Origin of the sequence: Rhizobium sp. NRK18 (assembly GCF_024385575.1) — a bacterium.
Classification (GTDB): domain Bacteria; phylum Pseudomonadota; class Alphaproteobacteria; order Rhizobiales; family Rhizobiaceae; genus JANFMV01.
Genome location: NZ_JANFMV010000001.1, coordinates 2,203,205 through 2,223,334, shown reverse-complemented (window position 1 = coordinate 2,223,334; position 20,130 = coordinate 2,203,205). Strand labels below are relative to the sequence as shown.

The window sequence follows — 20,130 nt, the reverse complement described above, 5'->3', positions numbered from 1 at the left end:
ACAGGCTATTCCCCGGAAAACTTCGTGACGGAAGTTCCACAAACGACCCCAGGCAGGAAACGAAAATGACCGCTATCATCGATATCATCGGCCGTGAAATCCTCGACAGCCGCGGCAATCCGACGGTTGAAGTCGACGTCTATCTCGAAGACGGCAGCATGGGCCGCGCCGCGGTTCCGTCGGGCGCATCGACCGGCGCGCACGAAGCCGTCGAACTGCGTGATGGCGGCGAGCGCTATCACGGCAAAGGCGTCGAGAAGGCGGTCGAGGCGGTCAACACCGAGATCTTCGACGCGATCGGCGGTTTCGACGCCGAGAACCAGATCCAGATCGACAAGGCAATGATCGAGCTTGACGGCACGCCGAACAAGTCGCGCCTCGGCGCCAACGCCATCCTCGGCGTATCGCTGGCCGTCGCCAAGGCTGCCGCCGAATCGTCCGGCCTGCCGCTCTACCGCTACGTCGGCGGCCCGAACGCCCGTCTCCTGCCGGTGCCGATGATGAACATCATCAATGGCGGCGCGCATGCCGACAATCCGATCGACTTCCAGGAATTCATGATCATGCCGGTCGGCGCCGACACGCTGCGCGATGCCGTGCGCATGGGCTCGGAAGTCTTCCATGTCCTGAAGAAGCAGCTGGCCGCCGGTGGTCACAACACCAATGTCGGCGACGAAGGCGGTTTCGCGCCGGGCCTGAAAAGCGCTCCGGAAGCCCTCGACTTCATCATGAAGTCGATCGAGAAGGCCGGCTATCGTCCGGGCGACGACATCCAGCTGGCGCTCGACTGCGCCTCGACCGAATTCTTCAAGGACGGCAAGTACGTCATGGAAGGCGAAGGCCGCACGCTGGAGCCGGAAGCCATGGCGGATTACCTCGCCGAACTGGCTGCCAAGTACCCGATCATCTCGATCGAGGACGGCATGGCCGAAGACGACTGGGATGGCTGGAAGTACCTGACCGACAAGATCGGTTCCAAGTGCCAGCTCGTCGGCGACGACCTGTTCGTCACCAATTCGGCCCGCCTGCGCGACGGCATCAAGATGGGTGTCGCCAACTCGATCCTCGTCAAGGTCAACCAGATCGGCTCGCTGACCGAAACGCTGGACGCCGTCGAGACCGCGCACAAGGCCGGCTATACCGCCGTCATGTCGCACCGCTCGGGCGAAACCGAAGATTCGACGATCGCCGACCTGGCCGTTGCCACCAATTGCGGACAGATCAAGACCGGCTCGCTGTCGCGTTCGGACCGGATCGCCAAGTACAACCAGCTGATCCGCATCGAGGAGCAGCTGGGCCTGCAGGCCGAGTTTGCCGGCCGCTCGATCCTGCGCGGCTGATCCTTCCGTCCGGCACACAAGCCGAGACCATCCGAGACAATCCCGACCGCGTCCCGAAAGGGGCGCGGTTTTTGTTTTGCCTGACGCTATGGTCAACGGACGATTAATCAATCCGCGCTAATCTGACGATCAGTAAGCGTATTGCGTTCCAGGTTCGTGAGTATGTGGACAAAACATCACAAGCAGAAAAAGACTGTCCGTCTTATCATTCCGGTCATTTCGGTCGCCTTCCTCTCCTATTTCGGCTATTATTGCATCCACGGAACCTATGGTCTCGAGGCCGGGCAGAAGCTGGACGGCCGGATCGCGGCATTGCAGGGTGAGCTTGACACGCTCACGCACCAGGCCGAAGGTCTGCAGAAGCGTGTCGCGCTCCTGAGCGACGGTTCGATCGACAAGGACATGCTGGACGAGCGCGCCCGCTATGCGCTCAACATGTCGCGTGCGGACGAGATCGTCATTTTTCGCACTGCGAAGAATTAACCGATATCCGGTTAATTGAATTTTTCACAGATAAAACAGAAAGTTATAAGAATAGTAGCTATGCATTTATGGCATTGCTGACAGGCGCTTTCTTCCCTATGGTATTTCGCGACAAGAACAGTCGAAGCACCTTTAAGGGAGGGCTACATGGCGCCGCGAAAAACCGCGTCTGCTTCCAGCCGCAAGCCAGCGGCGAAGTCTCAAGCTAAAAAAGATACCGCATCGGGCTCGATCATCGAGTTCTCGAAGGAGCAGGAGCTTTCCGCCTATCGCGAAATGCTTTTGATCCGCCGGTTCGAGGAAAAGGCCGGCCAGCTCTATGGCATGGGCTTCATCGGTGGCTTCTGTCACCTTTACATCGGCCAGGAAGCGGTCGTCATCGGCATGCAGATGGCGATGAAGGATGGCGATCAGGTCATCACCGGCTATCGCGACCACGGACACATGCTGGCAACCGGCATGGAAGCGCGCGGCGTGATGGCGGAACTGACCGGCCGGCGGGGTGGATACTCCAAGGGCAAGGGCGGCTCCATGCACATGTTCTCCAAGGAGAAGCAGTTCTATGGCGGTCACGGGATCGTTGGCGCCCAGGTGTCGCTCGGCACCGGTCTCGGCTTCTCCAACTGGTACCGCGAGAACGGCAACGTCTCGATCGCCTACTTCGGCGACGGTGCGGCCAACCAGGGCCAGGTCTATGAAAGCTTCAACATGGCGCAGCTGTGGAAGCTTCCGGTCGTCTACGTGATCGAGAACAACCGCTACGCCATGGGCACCTCGAACGCCCGTTCGACGGCGCAGACCGATTATTCGCAGCGTGGCGCCTCCTTCGGCATTCCCGGCTTGCAGGTCGACGGCATGGACGTCCGCGCCGTCATGGCGGCCGGCGAGGCAGCCCTCGAACATGCCCGCAGCGGCAAGGGTCCCTTCATTCTCGAAATGATGACCTATCGCTACCGCGGCCACTCCATGTCCGACCCGGCGAAATACCGCTCCAAGGACGAAGTGCAGAAGATGCGCTCCGAACACGACCCGATCGAACAGGTCAAGGCACGGCTCCTGGAAAAGGGCTGGGCCAGCGAAGACGAGCTCAAGGAACTGGACAAGGACGTCCGCAACATCGTCGCCGACAGCGCCGATTTCGCGCAGAACGATCCGGAGCCGGATGTGTCCGAGCTCTACACTGACATCCTGCTTTGATCTCGGGGAGGGATATCCATGACGATTGAAATTCTTATGCCCGCCCTTTCTCCGACGATGGAAGAAGGCACGCTGTCCAAATGGCTGAAGAAGGAGGGCGACACCGTCACCTCCGGCGACGTGATCGCGGAAATCGAAACCGACAAGGCGACGATGGAAGTCGAGGCCGTCGATGAAGGCGTGATCGGCAAGATCCTGATCGACGCCGGCACCGAAGGCGTCAAGGTCAATACGCCGATCGCCGTCCTCTTGCAGGAAGGCGAGAGCGCCGACGCGATCTCCGACACGCCGAAGGCGGCCCCGGCTCCGGCCGAAGCGCCTGCTCCGGCTGAAAAGCCCGCGCCCGCAGCCGCACCGGTTCCGGCGGCCCCGGCTCAGGCAGCCGTTCCGTTCGACCCGTCCATTCCGGAAGGCACCGAGATGGTCCCGACGACCGTGCGCGACGCGCTTCGCGACGCCATGGCCGAGGAAATGCGCCGCGACGGCAATGTCTTCGTCATGGGTGAGGAAGTTGCCGAATATCAGGGCGCCTACAAGGTAACCCAGGGCCTGCTGCAGGAATTTGGTGCGAAGCGCGTCATCGACACGCCGATCACCGAGCACGGCTTTGCCGGCGTCGGCGTCGGTGCAGCCATGGCTGGCCTGCGCCCGATCGTCGAGTTCATGACCTTCAACTTCGCCATGCAGGCGATCGACCAAATCATCAACTCTGCCGCCAAGACGCTCTACATGTCCGGCGGACAGATGGGTGCTCCGATGGTGTTCCGCGGCCCGAACGGTGCCGCTGCCCGCGTCGCCGCCCAGCACAGCCAGGACTACGCCGCATGGTACAGCCATGTCCCGGGCCTCAAGGTCATCCAGCCCTACACGGCTGCGGATGCCAAGGGCCTGCTGAAGGCGGCGATCCGCGATCCGAACCCGATCATCTTCCTCGAAAACGAAATCCTTTACGGCCAGACCTTCGACGTGCCGAAGATGGACGATTTCGTGCTGCCGATCGGCAAGGCCCGCATCCACCGCTCCGGCAAGGACGCGACGCTTGTCTCCTTCGGCATCGGCATGACCTATGCGGTCAAGGCTGCCGCCGAACTGGAGAAGGAAGGCATCGACGTCGAGATCATCGACCTGCGCACCATCCGTCCGATGGATCTGCCGACGGTCATCGAATCGGTCAAGAAGACCGGCCGTCTCGTCACCGTCGAGGAAGGCTATCCGCAGTCGTCGGTCGGCGACTTCATCGCGAACCGCGTCAGCCGCGAGGCCTTCGACTATCTTGATGCCCCGGTCATCACCATTGCCGGCAAGGACGTTCCGATGCCCTATGCGGCAAACCTCGAAAAGCTGGCTCTGCCGACCGTTGGCGAAGTCGTCGAGGCGGTCAAAGCCGTCTGCTACAAGTAACGGGGAGGGATAGAGACATGCCGATCAATATTACGATGCCGGCGCTTTCGCCGACCATGGAAGAAGGCAATCTCGCCAAGTGGCTCGTCAAGGAAGGCGATGCGGTCGCTCCCGGTGATGTCATCGCCGAAATCGAAACCGACAAGGCGACGATGGAAGTCGAAGCCGTCGACGAGGGCACGGTTGCCAAGATCGTCGTTCCCGCCGGCACCGAAGGTGTGAAGGTGAATGCCCTGATCGCCATTCTCGCCGGTGAAGGTGAAGATGTGGCCGACGCTGCCAAGGCTGGCGGCGGTGAAGCCAAGGCCGAAGCGCCGAAAGCGGACGCGCCGAAGGCAGAAGCTCCAAAGGCAGAACCGGCACCGGCTGCCGCTGCTGCACCCGCGGCCGCTGCCGCCACGCAGACCGCCGGCCCCGCGCCGACGGCCCATGGCGAGCGCATCTTCTCCTCGCCGCTCGCCCGCCGTCTGGCCAAGGAAGCCGGTCTCGATCTCTCTGCCATTTCCGGTTCCGGTCCGCATGGCCGCATCGTGAAGGCTGACGTCGAAAAGGCGAAGTCCGGTGGTGCCGCCAAGCCGGCAGCAGCCGCTGCCGCTCCGGCCGCAGCAGCAGCCCCGCAGGCCGCAGCGCCCAAGGGCATGTCGGAAGAAGCCGTCCTCAAGCTCTTCGAGGAAGGCTCCTACGAGCTCGTGCCGCATGACGGCATGCGCAAGACAATCGCCAAGCGCCTGCAGGAATCCAAGCAGACGATCCCGCACTTCTACGTTTCGGTCGATTGCGAACTCGACGCGCTTCTGGCGCTGCGCTCGCAGCTGAACGATGCGGCTCCGCGCAAGGACGACCGTCCGGCCTACAAGCTCTCGGTCAACGACATGGTCATCAAGGCCATGGCGCTGGCGCTGCGCGACGTGCCGGATGCCAACGTCTCCTGGACCGACACCAACATGGTCAAGCACAAGCATGCCGATGTCGGCGTCGCCGTGTCGATCCCTGGCGGCCTGATAACGCCGATCATTCGCAAGGCCGAGACCAAGGCGCTGTCCACCATCTCCAACGAGATGAAGGACCTCGGCAAGCGGGCCAAGGAACGCAAGCTGAAGCCAGAGGAATACCAGGGCGGCACGACTGCGGTCTCCAACATGGGCATGATGGGCGTCTCCAACTTCGCAGCCGTCGTCAACCCGCCGCATGCGACGATCCTCGCGGTCGGCGCCGGCCAGAAGCGGGTCATCGTCAAGAACGACGAGATGGTCATCGCGCAGATGATGACGGTCACGCTGTCGACCGACCACCGCTGCGTCGACGGCGCTCTCGGCGCCGAACTGCTCGGGGCGTTCAAGGGCTACATCGAAAACCCGATGTCGATGCTGGTCTAAGGGCGGTCACCGGCCATGAAGACCGTCCTCTGCTACGGCGATAGTCTCACCTTCGGGCATGACGCCGAAAATGCCGGCCGTCATGCCTATGAGGACCGCTGGCCGACCGTCCTGCAGAAGGCGCTCGGCGAGGGGGCTGTCGTCATCGCCGAGGGGCTGAACGGCCGCACGACGGCGTTCGACGACCACATGGCCGATTGCGACAGAAACGGCGCGCGGGTTCTGCCGACGATTCTGCATTCCCACGCGCCGCTCGACCTGGTCATCATCATGCTGGGCACCAACGACATGAAGCCGGCGGTTGCCGGGTCCGCCCATGCCGCCACCCGCGGCATGGCGCGGCTTGTCGATCTGGTGCGCTATCATGCCTGGCCGTTCGACTATGACGCGCCGGAAATCCTCATCGTCTCGCCGCCGCACTTGGTGGATACGGCAAACGAGGATTTCGCCGCCGCCTTCCGCGGCGGTATCGAGCAGTCGAAGATGCTCGGCACGCTCTATCGCGATCTGGCTGACGACAAGGGCTGCGGTTTTTTCGACGCTGCCTCGGTCGCCAGTGCCACGCCGGTCGACGGCGTGCACCTCGATGCCGAGAACACCCGGGCGATCGGCCGTGGACTGGAGCCGATCGTTAGAATGCAGCTTGGTATTTGACGCAGATCAAGGAGGACTGGACGGAGTGCAATAGCCTGAATTCCATCGGAAACGAAGGGCTTTCACCATGGCGCACACTCCGCACGAACTGGCAGACGAATTTCCCGAATATGTCAGCAAGATGCGATTTCTTCGCGAGACCGATGGACACTTCCATCGTCTGTGGACGGAATACCACGACGTAAACAGGGCCGTTCATCGCGCCGAAACGAATATCGAGCCGACCGACGACATGCGGATGGAAGACATGCGCAAGACTAGGATGCGGCTCAAGGATGAAATCTACGGGATGCTGGTCAGCCTCGAAGACGTGCCGGATGCCCTCTCCGAAGTGAGCAAGGACTGAAGGCCGGGGCCTCCCACTCCCGATCAGCGGGCGGAACAGCCGTTCGCATAACAATCGAGGAGTGGAAACGCCCATGTCGAATGCTTATGACGTCATCATCATCGGTTCCGGCCCCGGCGGCTATGTAGCCGCCATCCGCGCCGCCCAGCTTGGCATGAAGGTCGCCGTTGTCGAGCGCGAACATCTGGCCGGCATCTGCTCGAACTGGGGCTGTATCCCGACCAAGGCGCTGCTGCGCACCGCCGATGTCATGCACACCGCCGTTCACGCCAAGGATTACGGCCTGACGCTGGAAGGCGCAATGAAGCCGGACGTCAAGGCGATCGTCGCCCGCTCGCGCGGCATCGCCCATCGCATGAACAACGGTGTCGGCTTCCTGTTCAAGAAGAACAAGGTCGACATCATCTGGGGCGAGGCGAAGATCACCAAGCCCGGCGAGATCGTCGTCGGCAAGACGACCAAGAAGCCGATGGAGCCGATGGGCCCCGTGCCGAAGAACACGCTCGGCGAAGGCACCTACACCGCCAAGCACATCATTGTAGCAACCGGCGCCCGTCCGCGCGCGCTGCCGGGCATCGAGCCCGACGGCAAGCTTATCTGGACCTATTTCGAGGCGATGAAGCCTGAGGAGATGCCGAAGTCGCTGCTGGTCATGGGCTCGGGAGCGATCGGCATCGAGTTTGCGAGCTTCTACCGCACCATGGGCGTCGATGTGACCGTCGTCGAGATCATGAAGCAGGTGATGCCGGTCGAGGACGCCGAAATTTCGGCGCTCGCCAAGAAGCAGTTCGAGAAGCAGGGCATCAAGATCCTTCTCGAGGCGAAGGTCGCCAAGGTCGAGAAGGGCGCGAACTCCGTGACCGCGACCATCGAGCTGAAGGACGGCAAGACGGAAAAGATCACCGCCGACCGGATGATCTCGGCCGTTGGCGTTCAGGCCAATATCGAGAACATCGGCCTTGAGGCCGTCGGCGTGAAGACCGACCGCGGCTTCATCGTCGCCGACGGCTACGGCAAGACCAGCGTCCCGGGTATCTATGCGATCGGCGATGTCGCCGGCCCGCCGTTGCTCGCCCACAAGGCCGAGCATGAAGGTGTCGTCTGCGTCGAGAAGATCGCCGGCCTGCCGAACGTGCATGCGACCGACAAGAGCAAGATCCCCGGCTGCACCTACTGCAACCCGCAGGTCGCCTCCGTCGGCCTCACCGAAGCCAAGGCCAAGGAGCAGGGCCGCGACATCCGCGTCGGCCGCTTCTCCTTCGTTGCCAACGGCAAGGCCGTGGCGCTCGGCGAGGACCAGGGCATGGTCAAGACGATCTTCGACAAGAAGACCGGCGAGCTGATCGGCGCGCACATGGTCGGCGCGGAAGTCACCGAGCTCATCCAGGGCTTCGTCGTCGCCATGAACCTGGAGACGACCGAGGAAGAACTGATGCACACCATCTTCCCGCATCCGACCCTTTCTGAAATGATGAAGGAAAGCGTGCTCGATGCCTATGGACGGGCACTGAACGCCTGATTTCGGATCAACTCTCTATTCGGAGGAAATGTCGATGGACTTGAATGGTGTGGGCTGGCTCGGCGCGATCATTGTCGGTGGCATCGCCGGATGGCTTGCCGAACGCGTGATGAAGAGCAATATGGGCATCTTCATGAACATTCTGCTGGGGATCATCGGCGCGGCGCTCCTGAATTTCCTTCTGCGGAAGTTCGGCATCTATGCAGGAACCGGATTGCTGACCTACCTGATTGTGGGTTTCGGCGGCGCCTGCATTCTTATATTTCTCGGACGCGCCATCAGGCGCTGACGAACTAGGCACGATGCGGCGGGTGAGAAGACCCGTCGCGGAAGGACAGACATGGTCACGATTCTCGACAGGGTTTCTCCCGACGCCAAGCGCGTGCGGCATCCGGAAAAGGCACACCGCCCGGACACGGAAGTCATGCGCAAGCCGGACTGGATCCGGGTGAAGGCGCCGACGTCGAAGGGCTATATGGAAACCCGTTCGATCGTGAAGGAAAACAAGCTGGTGACGGTCTGCGAGGAAGCGGGCTGCCCCAACATCGGCGAGTGCTGGGACAAGAAGCACGCCACCTTCATGATCATGGGCGAGATCTGTACCCGCGCCTGTGCCTTCTGTAACGTTGCGACGGGCAAGCCAAACGCGCTCGACCTCGACGAGCCGGAAAACGTCGCCAAGGCGGTCCGCGAGATGGGCCTGCAGCATGTTGTCATCACCTCCGTCGACCGCGACGATCTGGATGATGGCGGTGCCGAGCATTTCGAGAAGGTGATCTTCGCGATCCGCGCGGCTTCGCCGGGGACGACGATTGAAATCCTGACCCCGGACTTCCTGAAGAAGCCCGGCGCGCTGGAGCGGGTCGTCGCCGCCAAGCCGGACGTCTTCAATCACAATCTGGAAACGGTCCCGGGCAATTACCTGACCGTGCGTCCGGGTGCCCGCTACTTCCACTCGATCCGGCTTCTGCAGCGGGTCAAGGAACTCGACCCGACCATGTTCACCAAGTCCGGCATCATGGTCGGCCTCGGCGAAGAGCGGAACGAAGTCCTGCAGCTGATGGACGACCTGCGTACAGCCGACGTCGACTTCCTGACGATCGGTCAGTACCTGCAGCCGACCCGCAAGCACCACAAGGTCGAGCGCTTCGTCACGCCGGACGAGTTCAAGTCCTACGAGACGGTCGCCTACACCAAGGGCTTCCTGATGGTCTCGTCCTCGCCGCTGACCCGCTCCTCGCACCACGCCGGCGACGATTTCGCCCGCCTCAAGGCCAACCGGGAAAAGAAGCTGGCCGCGGCGGAGTAACGCTGCACTCTTTGGTTGCGTAAAGCCAAATTCGCCCCTATTTTCCGCGGCCCTTTTGTGCCGCGGAGATCGCCATGAAATTCATTACAGTTGAAAACGCCGCAGCCATTCTGCCGGCGGCCAATCGCATCCTTGTCTTCGGTTGCTCGGGCAGCGGCAAGAGCACGCTTTCACGGAAATTGTGCGATCTGTTTGATCTGCCGTATCTCTCCATGGACAAGGAGTTCTTCTGGTTGCCCGGCTGGAAGATGCGCGAGCGCGGCGAGATCCGCCGGCGTATCGGGGAGGCGGTCGAGCATGAGCGCTGGCTGATGGACGGCACCAGTCCCGGAACGATGGATCTGAGGGTGCCGCGGACGGATCTCGCCATCTGGTTCCGTCCGCCGCGCTGGCGCTCGCTCTGGGGCGTCTACAGTCGCGTCTGGAAGTCTTACGGGATCGTCCGGCCGGAGATGGCGGAGGGCTGCCCGGAGCACTGGCCGGAGTGGAACTTTCTCACCTACATCTGGAACTTCGAACGCAGGGAGGTGCCGGAAATCGAAGAAAAATTCTCGACATACGGTCCGGATGTCCCGGTTTTGGTGTTGAAATCGCACAAGGATAGCAACCGCCTCCTTGAGATTTCGTCGCGCGCTCGCTAGCTCTGAACCATGCCGAAGTTCGAGACAGTCCGCTCCGTTCCCCACACGCCCGATCAGATGTTCGCGCTGGTGGCCGATGTCGAGCGCTACCCGGAATTCCTGCCGCTCTGCGAGGCGCTGACGGTGCGCTCGCGCAAGGAGCGGGACGGCAAGACCCTGCTCGTTGCCGATATGAGCATCGGCTACAAGGCGATCCGCGAGACATTCACGACCCAGGTTCTGCTGAAGCCGGACGAGCATGCGATCGACGTCAAATACATCGACGGGCCGTTCCGCTATCTCGACAATCGCTGGCGCTTCGAGCCCGAAGGCGAGGGCGGTTGCCAGATCCGCTTCTATATCGATTACGAATTCAAGAGCCGCATTCTCGGCGCGATGATGGGCGCCATGTTCGATCGCGCCTTCCGGATGTTCGCCGAAGCCTTCGAGAAACGGGCGGCGTCGATCTACTCCGCCTGAGCCAGTTCGAGAAGCAGGTCGAGCGCCACGCGGATCGTGGCAACCCTGACCTCATCGCGCCCGATTTCGCCGAACCGCATTTCCAGATGCTGGCTGCGGCCGTCCTTGCGGCACGCCGCGAGATGAACGAGGCCGACCGGCTTTTCCGCGGTCCCACCACCCGGCCCGGCAATGCCGGTGACCGCGACCGACAGGTCCGCGCGAGACTTGGCGAGCGCGCCTGCCGCCATCTCCAGTGCCGTTTCCTTCGAAACGGCGCCATGGGCTGCAAGCGTTTCCGCCTTGACGCCGATCATCTCCTGCTTGGCCTCGTTGCTGTAGGTGACGAAGCCGCGATCGACGACGGCGGACGAGCCGGCAATCTCCGTCAGCGCGCCGGCGATCAGCCCGCCGGTGCAGGATTCCGCCGTGACGACCATCAGTCCGCCGGCGGAAAATTCGTAGATGACCCGGGCGGCGAGTTCGCCGATCTCGTCGGGAAAGCGTGTCATGCCCTTTTCCTTCCATAGACGACTGTCGCCGTCGCGATTGCCGCGATGCCCTCGCGCCGGCCGACGAAGCCGATGGTCTCGTTGGTCGTCGCCTTCACCGAGCAGCGATCGATGGTGATGCCAAGCATGTCGGAGAGCGCCCGGCGCATGGCGTCTCGGTGCGGTCCGACCTTCGGCGCTTCCGCGATCAGCGACACGTCAGCATTCATGATCGTGCCGCCATTGTCCCGGACGATTTTTGCCGCATGCTCGATGAAGATGCGCGAGGCGGCGCCCCTCCATTGCGGATCGGAGGGCGGGAAATGGTCGCCGATGTCGCCGGCGCCGCACGTCGCCAGCAGTGCATCGGTCAGCGCGTGCAGGGCGACGTCCGCATCGGAATGCCCCTTCAGCTTCTGGTCGTGCGGGATGAAGATGCCGCAGAGCGTCACGCCGTCTCCCGCTTCCAGCTGGTGGACGTCGTAGCCGTTGCCGGTGCGCACATCAGGAAGGAGCCCGCCGCCGAGCTTTTCGTCCGCCATGATCATGTCCCGCCTGACTGTGAGTTTGACATTGTCCGGTGATCCTTCCACGAGCCGAACCGGAATGCCGGCCCATTCGGCAATCGCCGCGTCGTCGGTAAAGTCGTCACGGCCGAGATCGGATGCCCTGCGATGGGCATCGAGGATCGTCTCGAAGCGAAAGGCTTGCGGCGTCTGGGCGGCAAACAGTCCCTGCCGGGAAACGGTTTCGCTCACCAGTCCATCCGAGGTGCCGCGCTTCAGGGTATCCGCGACCGGCAGGACGGGCAGGGCGGCATCCGCTACGTTGGCCAGTGCCTGCTCGATGCGATCGAGAAGCCCGTCGTCGATGAAGGGGCGCACCGCATCCTGGATAAAGACATGGGTGACGCCGGCCGATTGCAGCGCTTCCAGGCCGTTCAGCACCGATTGTTGGCGCATCGGACCGCCGGTGACAACGACAAGGTTCCTGTGGCCTGCAAAGGGGGAGAGCGCGTCGTTGCAGAGGGCGCGATCATCCGGATGAATGACGACGACGATCGGCATGTCGGGCCGCCAGGTGACAAGGCGCGCCAGCGTTTCGGCGATCACCGGCCGACCGCCGATCCGCTGATACTGCTTCGGTCCGTCCTTGCTCGCGCCGGCCCGTTCGCCGCGGCCAGCCGCGACGACCACCGTGCCGATCGAAAGCGGGATTTTCGGGGATTGCATCGCGCACCATGCCTGAAAGCGTCAAACCTTTCGCCGTCCTAGCGATTCTGCCCGGATTTTGCCAGCGCAAATGCCGGATTGCCTGTTGGCGGGTTGAGCCTGGAATGTTAGGAGGGCGCGATTCAGTCACCAGAATGTCGATAAAGCGTGCCATTGGTGCATTTGCCTAAAAATTACCTTGGCCATCCGATTTCTCTTGGCAAATCTTGCTGGAGTGTCTAAAAATAGTGCAAAATGTAGACTGCCCGAAAGATGGTCATTTGTTGGCGCGCAATCCCAATTCAGCCTTCCACATTGGTCCGGTGATGGTGCGCAACCGTGTGGTGCTCGCGCCCATGTCCGGCGTGACGGATCTGCCGTTCCGCCGCCTTGCCTGGCGTTATGGCGCTGGACTGGTGGTCACCGAGATGGTGGCCTCGCGCGAGCTGGTGATGAGCCGCGGCGAGAGCTGGGCGCGGCTGAAGGCAGGCGACACCGGGCCGCATGTCGTCCAGCTCGCCGGTCGCGAACCTCACTGGATGGCGGAGGCGGCGAAGATCGCGGCCGACAACGGCGCTGAAATCATCGATATCAACATGGGTTGCCCGGCCAAGAAGGTCATCGGCGGCTATTCCGGCTCGGCGCTGATGCGGGATCCGGAACTGGCGCTTGCGATCATTGATGCGACGGTCGCCGCAGTCGACGTGCCGGTGACGGTCAAGATGCGGCTTGGCTGGGACGAGACCTCGCTGAATGCCGCCGAGATCGCCCGGCAGGCGGAACAGGCAGGCGTTCGCCTCATCACCGTTCATGGCCGTACCCGCATGCAGTTCTACACCGGAACGGCGGACTGGGAGGCCATTGCCCGGGTGCGGGAGGCCGTTTCGCTGCCGTTCATCGCCAACGGCGATGTCGAAACCGCAGACGATGTTGACAGACTTTTGGCCATTACGGGCGCCGATGCGGTCATGGTCGGCCGGGCCTGCCAGGGCAGGCCCTGGCATTCGGGCGTTCTTGCCGGCGCCAAGGAGCCCGCCCTCGAGGAAATCACGGACATCATATTGGAACATTACGAATCGATGCTGGAATTTTACGGCCGCGAAGGCGGTCTGCGCCATGCGCGCAAGCACCTCGGCTGGTATCTGGAGCGCCATGCGCCTGATCTGAACGGCAACGACAAGGCAGCCATCATGACCTCGACCGACGCGGCATTTGTCTCTGCCCGCATGGCGGAAGCCCTTGGTCGTGAGGCTCGCATGCCGGCCGCAGCGGTGGGAGAAGCCGCATGAGCGATCTTCCCGCCAACGCCTTCGGAGACGGTGAAAACGGCGTTCTGGCGCTTTCCGTCCTCAACGCGATGCAAAACCCGGTCATTCTCGTCAACGAGAAGGGCTTCATCGCATTCGCCAACTGGCAGGCCGAAGCCTTCTTCGGGGCCAGTGCGTCGCATCTGGCCCGCTACAAGATTTCCACCTTCATCCCGTTCGGCAGTCCGCTTCTGGCGCTGATCGACCAGGTGCGTGAACGTCGGGCGCCGGTCAACGAGTACCGCGTCGACCTGAGTTCGCCACGCCTCGGCCAGGAGAAGCTTGTCGACATCTATGTCGCGCCGGTCGGCAACGACTTCGGCTCCGTCGTCATCGTCCTGCAGGAACGGACGATGGCCGACAAGATCGACCGGCAACTGACCTCGCGCGCGGCAGCCCGCTCGGTGACCGGCCTCGCCTCCATGCTGGCGCACGAGATCAAGAACCCGCTGTCCGGCATTCGTGGCGCGGCGCAGCTGCTGGAAACATCGGTGGGCGACGATGACCGGGCGCTGACGCGTCTGATCTGCGACGAGACCGACCGCATCGTCTCGCTTGTCGACCGGATGGAAGTGTTTTCCGACGAACGGCCGATCGACCGCATTCCGATCAACATCCATTCGGTGCTCGATCACGTCAAGGCGCTGGCATATGCCGGCTTTGCCCGCAACATCAAGATCACCGAGGATTACGATCCGTCTCTGCCGCTGGTATTTGCCAACCGCGACCAGCTGGTGCAGGTCTTCCTCAATCTGGTGAAGAACGCCGCCGAGGCGATCGGCGACAATCCGGATGGCGAAATCCGCCTGACGACGGCCTATCGTCCGGGCATCCGCCTTTCCGTCGCCGGCACCAAGGAAAAGATCTCGCTGCCGCTGGAATTCTGCGTGCACGACAATGGCGGCGGCATTGCGCCCGACCTCGTGCCGCATCTCTTCGATCCCTTCATAACCACGAAAACCAATGGCTCGGGTCTCGGGCTTGCCCTGGTTGCCAAGATAATTGGCGCGCATGGCGGCATTGTCGAATGCGACAGCCAGAACCAGAAGACGACGTTCCGGGTTCTCATGCCGGCCTCCAAGCCCAATGCACGCAATGCCGATGGCAAAACGAAAACAGGAAGTGACATATGACAGCCACGGTTCTCGTTGCTGATGACGATGCAGCCATCCGCACGGTGCTCAACCAGGCGCTGAGCCGCGCCGGTTACGACGTGCGCATCACCTCGAATGCGGCAACGCTCTGGCGCTGGGTGTCGGCCGGCGAGGGCGACATCGTAGTGACCGACGTCGTCATGCCGGACGAAAATGCCTTCGACCTGCTGCCGCGCATCAAGAAGGCGCGTCCGGATCTGCCGGTCCTCGTGATGAGTGCGCAGAACACCTTCATGACCGCCATCAAGGCGAGCGAGAAGGGGGCCTACGACTACCTGCCGAAGCCCTTCGACCTGACCGAGCTGATCTCGATCATCGGGCGGGCGCTGGCCGAGCCGAAGCGCCGTCCGACCAAGCCGGAAGACGACGTGCAGGACGGCATGCCGCTGGTCGGCCGGTCGGCCGCCATGCAGGAAATCTACCGTGTCCTGGCGCGCCTGATGCAGACGGACCTGACGCTGATGATCACCGGCGAATCGGGCACCGGCAAGGAACTGGTCGCACGCGCGCTCCACGACTACGGCAAGCGCAGCAGCGGACCGTTCGTTGCCATCAACATGGCGGCGATCCCACGCGACCTGATCGAATCGGAACTGTTCGGCCATGAAAAGGGCGCCTTCACCGGTGCCCAGGCGCGTTCCACCGGCCGGTTCGAGCAGGCCCAGGGCGGTACGCTGTTCCTCGACGAAATCGGCGACATGCCGATGGATGCCCAGACGCGCCTGCTGCGCGTGCTCCAGCAGGGCGAATACACGACGGTCGGCGGACGCACGCCGATCCGCACCGACGTCCGTATCGTCGCCGCGACCAACAAGGACCTCAAGGTTTCGATCAACAAGGGCCTGTTCCGCGAGGATCTCTATTACCGTCTGAACGTCGTGCCGCTGCGTCTGCCGCCGTTGCGCGACCGCGCCGAGGACATTCCGGATCTCGTCCGCCACTTCATCCAGCAGGCGGAGAAGGAAGGGCTCGGCTCAAAACGCTTCGACGGCGAGGCGCTGGAGGTCATGAAGGGCTATCCCTGGCCGGGCAATGTGCGCGAACTGGAGAACCTCATCCGCCGCCTGATGGCGCTTTACCCGCAGGACGTCATCACGCGCGAGATCATCGAATCCGAACTGCGCACCGACATCCCGGACAGCCCGATCGACAAGTCGTCGTCCAACGGTTCGATGACCATTTCGCAGGCGGTCGAGGAGAACATGCGCAGCTATTTCGCGAGCTTCGGCGAAAACCTGCCGCCCCCCGGTCTCTATGAGCGGGTGCTGTCGGAAATGGAGTATCCGCTTATTCTGGCGGCTCTGACGGCCACCAGGGGCAACCAGATCAAGGCGGCCGATCTGCTCGGGCTGAACCGCAATACGCTGCGCAAGAAGATCCGCGAGCTGGGGGTCACGGTCTACCGGAGTTCCCGCGGCGCTTGACATTTGTCCAGATTGCGTTGCAATTTCGCCACAAAATGTTGCTTGGAAGTCACTCGGTCTCGGGATCGCGAATTTCGCCCCAGGATAGGTGCGGCAACATGAATACGATCTTGGTTCGTCGGAAAATCTGTCATGAGTGACACGCCGGCGCTGCAGGGCTCGACAGGGGAGCAGCCTTTGGAAGGCCATTCTGGCAGACGTTCTTTCCTCAAGAAGGAAGTGGTGGCGGCGGTTCACGACCGGCATGCCTCGTTTGCGTTGCCGGGTCTGGCATTGGCGGCCGGCGCGCTGGTCAGCGCCATTCTCACCCTGTTCGTGCTTTTGGGCCTGACGCCCATCAAGCCGACCACGCATGTCGTGATAGCGTCCGCCGTCATCAACGCGATTTTTGTCGCCGGCCTGCTCTTCCTGATCGGCCGCGAGGTCTATCGCCTGATCAGCGCACGCAGCCGCGGGCGGGCTGCCGCCCGGCTGCATATTCGCATCGTCGGTCTCTTTTCCGTGGTCGCCATCACGCCGGCCATTCTGGTGGCGATCTTCGCCAGCCTGACGCTCAATGTCGGCCTCGACCGCTGGTTCTCCATCCGCACGCAGTCGATCATCGAATCCTCGCGCGACGTGGCCCAGGCCTACATGCTGGAGAACGCCAGCTACCTGCAGGGCCAGACGGCATCGATGGCAAACGACCTCGAGCGCAACCGCGCCGTTTTCTACCTCGACCGCACCGGATTCGTGGATTTCCTGACCCGCCAGGCCAAGGGCAGGGGCATGCTTGGCGCCTTCCTGGTGCGCGGCGATGGTTCGGCAGTCGTCCAGGCGGACATCAAGACCGACAAACCCTTGCCCGCCATCCCGCAGGATGCGCTGGCGAAGGCGAAGGAAGGGCAGCCGACGCTGATTCCGCCGGGCATCACCAATCTCGTCGGCGCCATCATGCCGTTGAATGCGATTTCCGGAACCTATCTCTACACGGTGCGCGCCGTTGACCTGAAGGTCATGCGCGCCATGCGGCAGATGGAAGAAAACACGGCCGAATACAAGGCGATGGAAGCGGGCCGGACCTCGCTGCAGATTGCCTTCGCGATCCTCTATCTGGGCTTTGCGTTGATCGTCCTTCTGGCCGCAATCTGGGGCGCCATCGCGATCGCCGACCGCATCGTTAGGCCGATCCGGCTGCTGATCAGCGCCGCCGACAGCGTGGCATCGGGCAACATGAATGTCGTGGTCCCTGTTCGCGTTGCCGATGGCGACGTCGGCAACCTGTCGCGCACCTTCAATAAGATGATTTCTGAAATCCGCAGCCAGCAGCAGGAAATCCTGGTGGCCAAGGACGACGTCGACGATCGTCGGCGGTTCATCGAGGCGGTGCTGTCGGGTGTCACCTCGGCAGTCATCGGCGTCGAGGCGGACCGCACTGTCAGCATCGTCAATGCGGCAGCAGAAGTGCTGTTCGGCACGGCGACCGAAAACCTGATCGGCCGCAAGCTGCAGGATGTCGCCCCCGAGGTGGACAAGGTGCTGACAGAGGCCGCCAGCCGCTACCGGCGCGATTTTTCCAAGCACATCCAGTTCATGCGCGGCGGCAGCGAACGGACGCTGAGCGTTCAGGTCACCCGCGAGGAATCGCGGGATTTCAACGATTCCTACGTCGTGACGATCGACGACATCACGGATCTCGTCATCGCCCAGCGTTCAAGCGCCTGGGCCGATGTCGCACGCCGCATCGCTCATGAGATCAAGAACCCGCTGACCCCGATCCAGCTGTCGGCCGAGCGCCTGAAGCGCCGCTACGGCAGGCAGATCGACGAGAGCGACCGGGCGGTCTTCGACCAGTGCACGGACACGATCGTCCGGCAGGTCGGCGATATCGGCCGCATGGTCGATGAATTCTCCGCTTTCGCCCGCATGCCCAAGCCGACGAAGGAACGCTCCGACCTCCGCGACATCCTGAAGGATGCCATGTTCCTTCGGGAGATGGGGACGACGCACATCGATTTTCACCGGGAGTTCGGCGATGAACCGCTGGTCGGTGATTTCGATTCCCGCATGCTCGGTCAGGCCTTCACCAACATCATCAAGAATGCCGTCGAGGCGATCGATGCGGTGCCGAGCGACGAGATCGGCGACGAACGCAAGATCCTGGTGCGGGCGAGGAAGGCCGGCGACGGCGAGACCCTCATTGCCGAGGTGATCGACAACGGCCGCGGACTGCCGAAGGAAAATCGCAGCCGTATTCTCGAGCCGTACATGACGATGCGCGAGAAGGGCACCGGGCTGGGCCTGGCGATCGTCAAGAAGATCATCGAGGAGCACGGCGGCCAGATTGAACTGCACGACGCGCCGCCCGAATTCGACCGCGGTCGCGGCGCAATGATCCGCATCGTTCTGCCGGCGATCAATGCCGTGGCGAACGGTGACAAGAACAAGAACGAGGAAGATGTAAATGGCGTCTGATATTCTTGTCGTAGACGACGAAGAAGACATCCGCGAGATCGTATCCGGCATCTTGTCCGACGAGGGGCACGAGACCCGCACCGCCTTCGACAGCGACAGCGCACTGGCAGCAATTTCCGACCGCGTGCCGCGGCTGATCTTCCTCGACATCTGGATGCAGGGCAGCAAGCTCGACGGGCTGGCGCTTCTGGAAGAGATCAAGAACCGCCATCCGGAGGTGCCGGTCGTGATGATCTCCGGCCATGGCAACATCGAGACGGCCGTCGCGGCGATCAAGCGCGGCGCGTTCGATTTCATCGAAAAGCCGTTCAAGACCGACCGGCTGATCCTTGTTGCCGAGCGCGCGCTGGAAAACTCCAACCTCAAGCGTGAAGTCTCCGAGCTGAAGAAGCGCGCCGGCGACGGTATCGAGCTGATCGGCACGTCTGTGGCCGTATCCCATCTGCGCCAGACCATCGAGAAGGTCGGACCGACCAATTCGCGCATCATGATCCTCGGACCCTCCGGTTCCGGCAAGGAGCTTGTCGCGCGCACGATCCACAAGAAGTCGCAGCGCGCCAATGGACCGTTCGTGGCGCTGAATGCGGCGGCCATCACGCCCGAGCGCATGGAGATCGCGCTGTTCGGCACGGAAGGCATGCCGGGCCAGCCGCGCAAGACCGGCGCGCTGGAGGAAGCCCATCGTGGAACGCTCTATCTCGACGAGATCGGCGAAATGCCGCGCGAGACGCAGAACAAGATCCTGCGCGTGCTGATCGACCAGCAGTTCGAACGCGTCGGCGGCAACAAGCGGGTGAAGGTGGACGTCCGCATCATTTCCTCGACCGCCATGAACCTGGAAAACCGGATCGCCGAGGGCCTGTTCCGCGAGGACCTCTACCATCGTCTGGCCGTCGTGCCGGTCAAGGTGCCGTCGCTTGCCGAGCGGCGCGAGGACATTCCCTTTCTCGTCGACAGCCTGATCCGGCAGATCTGCGAGCAGGCCGGCATCCGGCTGCGCAACATCGGTGACGATGCCATGGCGGTCCTGCAGGCCAATGAATGGCCCGGCAACATCCGCCAGCTGCGCAACAACATCGAGCGTCTGATGATTCTCGCGAGTGGCGACAATCCGGAAACCACGGTCACGGCCGACATGCTGCCGCAGGATCTGAGCGACATGCTGCCGAAAGTTTCGGCCCAGAACGACGTGCACATCATGACCTTGCCGCTGCGCGAGGCGCGCGAGATGTTCGAGCGCGATTATCTGGTCGCCCAGATCAATCGCTTCGGGGGTAATATTTCCCGTACCGCCGAATTCGTCGGCATGGAGCGCTCGGCGCTGCATCGCAAACTGAAGTCGTTGGGCGTATAAGGCCGGTGATAGACTCCGGCATATTTGGAAA

19 protein-coding genes are annotated in these 20,130 nt (G+C 62.5%); 17 read left to right on the top strand and 2 right to left on the bottom strand.

Annotation, left to right across the window (positions count from 1 at the left end):
- Positions 1-65: 65 nt before the first annotated feature.
- From eno to NN662_RS10315, 12 genes are all read left to right on the top strand, one after another.
- The gene (gene eno / locus NN662_RS10370) at positions 66-1,340 is read left to right on the top strand and encodes a phosphopyruvate hydratase (protein ID WP_261930195.1); all 1,275 of its coding nucleotides are present in this window, start codon (positions 66-68) and stop codon (positions 1,338-1,340) included.
- A 162-nt stretch (positions 1,341-1,502) separates the two neighbouring features.
- A complete protein-coding gene (locus NN662_RS10365) occupies positions 1,503-1,823 on the top strand; it encodes an FtsB family cell division protein (RefSeq protein ID WP_261930194.1) in 321 nt (106 codons plus the stop codon).
- Between the two features lie 147 nt (positions 1,824-1,970).
- Positions 1,971-3,020 carry a pyruvate dehydrogenase (acetyl-transferring) E1 component subunit alpha gene (gene pdhA / locus NN662_RS10360; RefSeq protein ID WP_261930193.1) on the top strand — a complete coding sequence of 350 codons (1,050 nt, stop codon included), beginning with the start codon at positions 1,971-1,973 and terminating at the stop codon, positions 3,018-3,020.
- Between the two features lie 18 nt (positions 3,021-3,038).
- Positions 3,039-4,421, top strand: a complete 1,383-nt coding sequence (locus NN662_RS10355) for a pyruvate dehydrogenase complex E1 component subunit beta (protein WP_261930192.1) — start codon at positions 3,039-3,041, stop codon at positions 4,419-4,421.
- A gap of 17 nt (positions 4,422-4,438) precedes the next feature.
- The gene (locus tag NN662_RS10350) at positions 4,439-5,797 is read left to right on the top strand and encodes a pyruvate dehydrogenase complex dihydrolipoamide acetyltransferase (RefSeq protein ID WP_261930191.1); all 1,359 of its coding nucleotides are present in this window, start codon (positions 4,439-4,441) and stop codon (positions 5,795-5,797) included.
- 15 nt (positions 5,798-5,812) lie between these two features.
- Positions 5,813-6,451 carry an SGNH/GDSL hydrolase family protein gene (locus NN662_RS10345; RefSeq protein ID WP_261930190.1) on the top strand — a complete coding sequence of 213 codons (639 nt, stop codon included), beginning with the start codon at positions 5,813-5,815 and terminating at the stop codon, positions 6,449-6,451.
- 67 nt (positions 6,452-6,518) lie between these two features.
- A complete protein-coding gene (locus NN662_RS10340) occupies positions 6,519-6,797 on the top strand; it encodes a YdcH family protein (protein ID WP_261930189.1) in 279 nt (92 codons plus the stop codon).
- A gap of 73 nt (positions 6,798-6,870) precedes the next feature.
- Positions 6,871-8,316 carry a dihydrolipoyl dehydrogenase gene (gene lpdA, locus NN662_RS10335; protein WP_261930188.1) on the top strand — a complete coding sequence of 482 codons (1,446 nt, stop codon included), beginning with the start codon at positions 6,871-6,873 and terminating at the stop codon, positions 8,314-8,316.
- Positions 8,317-8,350: 34 nt separating this feature from the next.
- Entirely contained in the window at positions 8,351-8,605 is a 255-nt protein-coding gene (locus NN662_RS10330) for a GlsB/YeaQ/YmgE family stress response membrane protein (RefSeq protein ID WP_261930187.1), read from the top strand.
- Positions 8,606-8,656: 51 nt separating this feature from the next.
- Positions 8,657-9,625 (top strand): lipoyl synthase, encoded by a 969-nt coding sequence (lipA, locus tag NN662_RS10325; protein ID WP_261930186.1) that lies wholly within the window; start codon positions 8,657-8,659, stop codon positions 9,623-9,625.
- Positions 9,626-9,699: 74 nt separating this feature from the next.
- Complete coding sequence (locus NN662_RS10320) at positions 9,700-10,266, top strand: AAA family ATPase (RefSeq protein WP_261930185.1); 567 nt, start codon at positions 9,700-9,702, stop codon at positions 10,264-10,266.
- Between the two features lie 9 nt (positions 10,267-10,275).
- Positions 10,276-10,725: a type II toxin-antitoxin system RatA family toxin gene (locus NN662_RS10315; protein WP_261930184.1), complete on the top strand. Its 450-nt coding sequence runs from the start codon at positions 10,276-10,278 to the stop codon at positions 10,723-10,725.
- Here NN662_RS10315 and NN662_RS10310 read toward each other — a convergent pair.
- Both NN662_RS10310 and NN662_RS10305 read right to left on the bottom strand, forming a co-directional pair.
- A complete protein-coding gene (locus NN662_RS10310) occupies positions 10,713-11,216 on the bottom strand; it encodes a CinA family protein (protein WP_261930183.1) in 504 nt (167 codons plus the stop codon). The genes NN662_RS10315 and NN662_RS10310 overlap by 13 nt on opposite strands.
- Positions 11,213-12,427 carry a bifunctional 2-C-methyl-D-erythritol 4-phosphate cytidylyltransferase/2-C-methyl-D-erythritol 2,4-cyclodiphosphate synthase gene (locus NN662_RS10305; RefSeq protein WP_261930182.1) on the bottom strand — a complete coding sequence of 405 codons (1,215 nt, stop codon included), beginning with the start codon at positions 12,425-12,427 and terminating at the stop codon, positions 11,213-11,215. Before NN662_RS10305 ends, NN662_RS10310 begins: the two co-directional genes overlap by 4 nt.
- A 305-nt stretch (positions 12,428-12,732) precedes the next feature.
- Between NN662_RS10305 and dusB the strand changes: the two genes are divergently transcribed.
- From dusB to NN662_RS10280, 5 genes are all read left to right on the top strand, one after another.
- On the top strand, positions 12,733-13,695 hold the full coding sequence (gene dusB / locus NN662_RS10300) for a tRNA dihydrouridine synthase DusB (RefSeq protein ID WP_261931929.1): 963 nt from the start codon (positions 12,733-12,735) through the stop codon (positions 13,693-13,695).
- Complete coding sequence (locus tag NN662_RS10295) at positions 13,692-14,846, top strand: two-component system sensor histidine kinase NtrB (protein WP_261930181.1); 1,155 nt, start codon at positions 13,692-13,694, stop codon at positions 14,844-14,846. The genes dusB and NN662_RS10295 overlap by 4 nt, the downstream gene beginning before the upstream one ends.
- The gene (ntrC, locus tag NN662_RS10290) at positions 14,843-16,291 is read left to right on the top strand and encodes a nitrogen regulation protein NR(I) (protein WP_261930180.1); all 1,449 of its coding nucleotides are present in this window, start codon (positions 14,843-14,845) and stop codon (positions 16,289-16,291) included. The genes NN662_RS10295 and ntrC overlap by 4 nt, the downstream gene beginning before the upstream one ends.
- Positions 16,292-16,423: 132 nt before the next feature.
- Positions 16,424-18,745, top strand: coding sequence for a sensor histidine kinase NtrY-like (locus NN662_RS10285; protein ID WP_261930179.1), 2,322 nt, complete (start codon positions 16,424-16,426; stop codon positions 18,743-18,745).
- Positions 18,735-20,099 (top strand): sigma-54-dependent transcriptional regulator, encoded by a 1,365-nt coding sequence (locus NN662_RS10280; RefSeq protein WP_261930178.1) that lies wholly within the window; start codon positions 18,735-18,737, stop codon positions 20,097-20,099. The genes NN662_RS10285 and NN662_RS10280 overlap by 11 nt, the downstream gene beginning before the upstream one ends.
- The last annotated feature ends 31 nt before the right edge of the window (positions 20,100-20,130 follow it).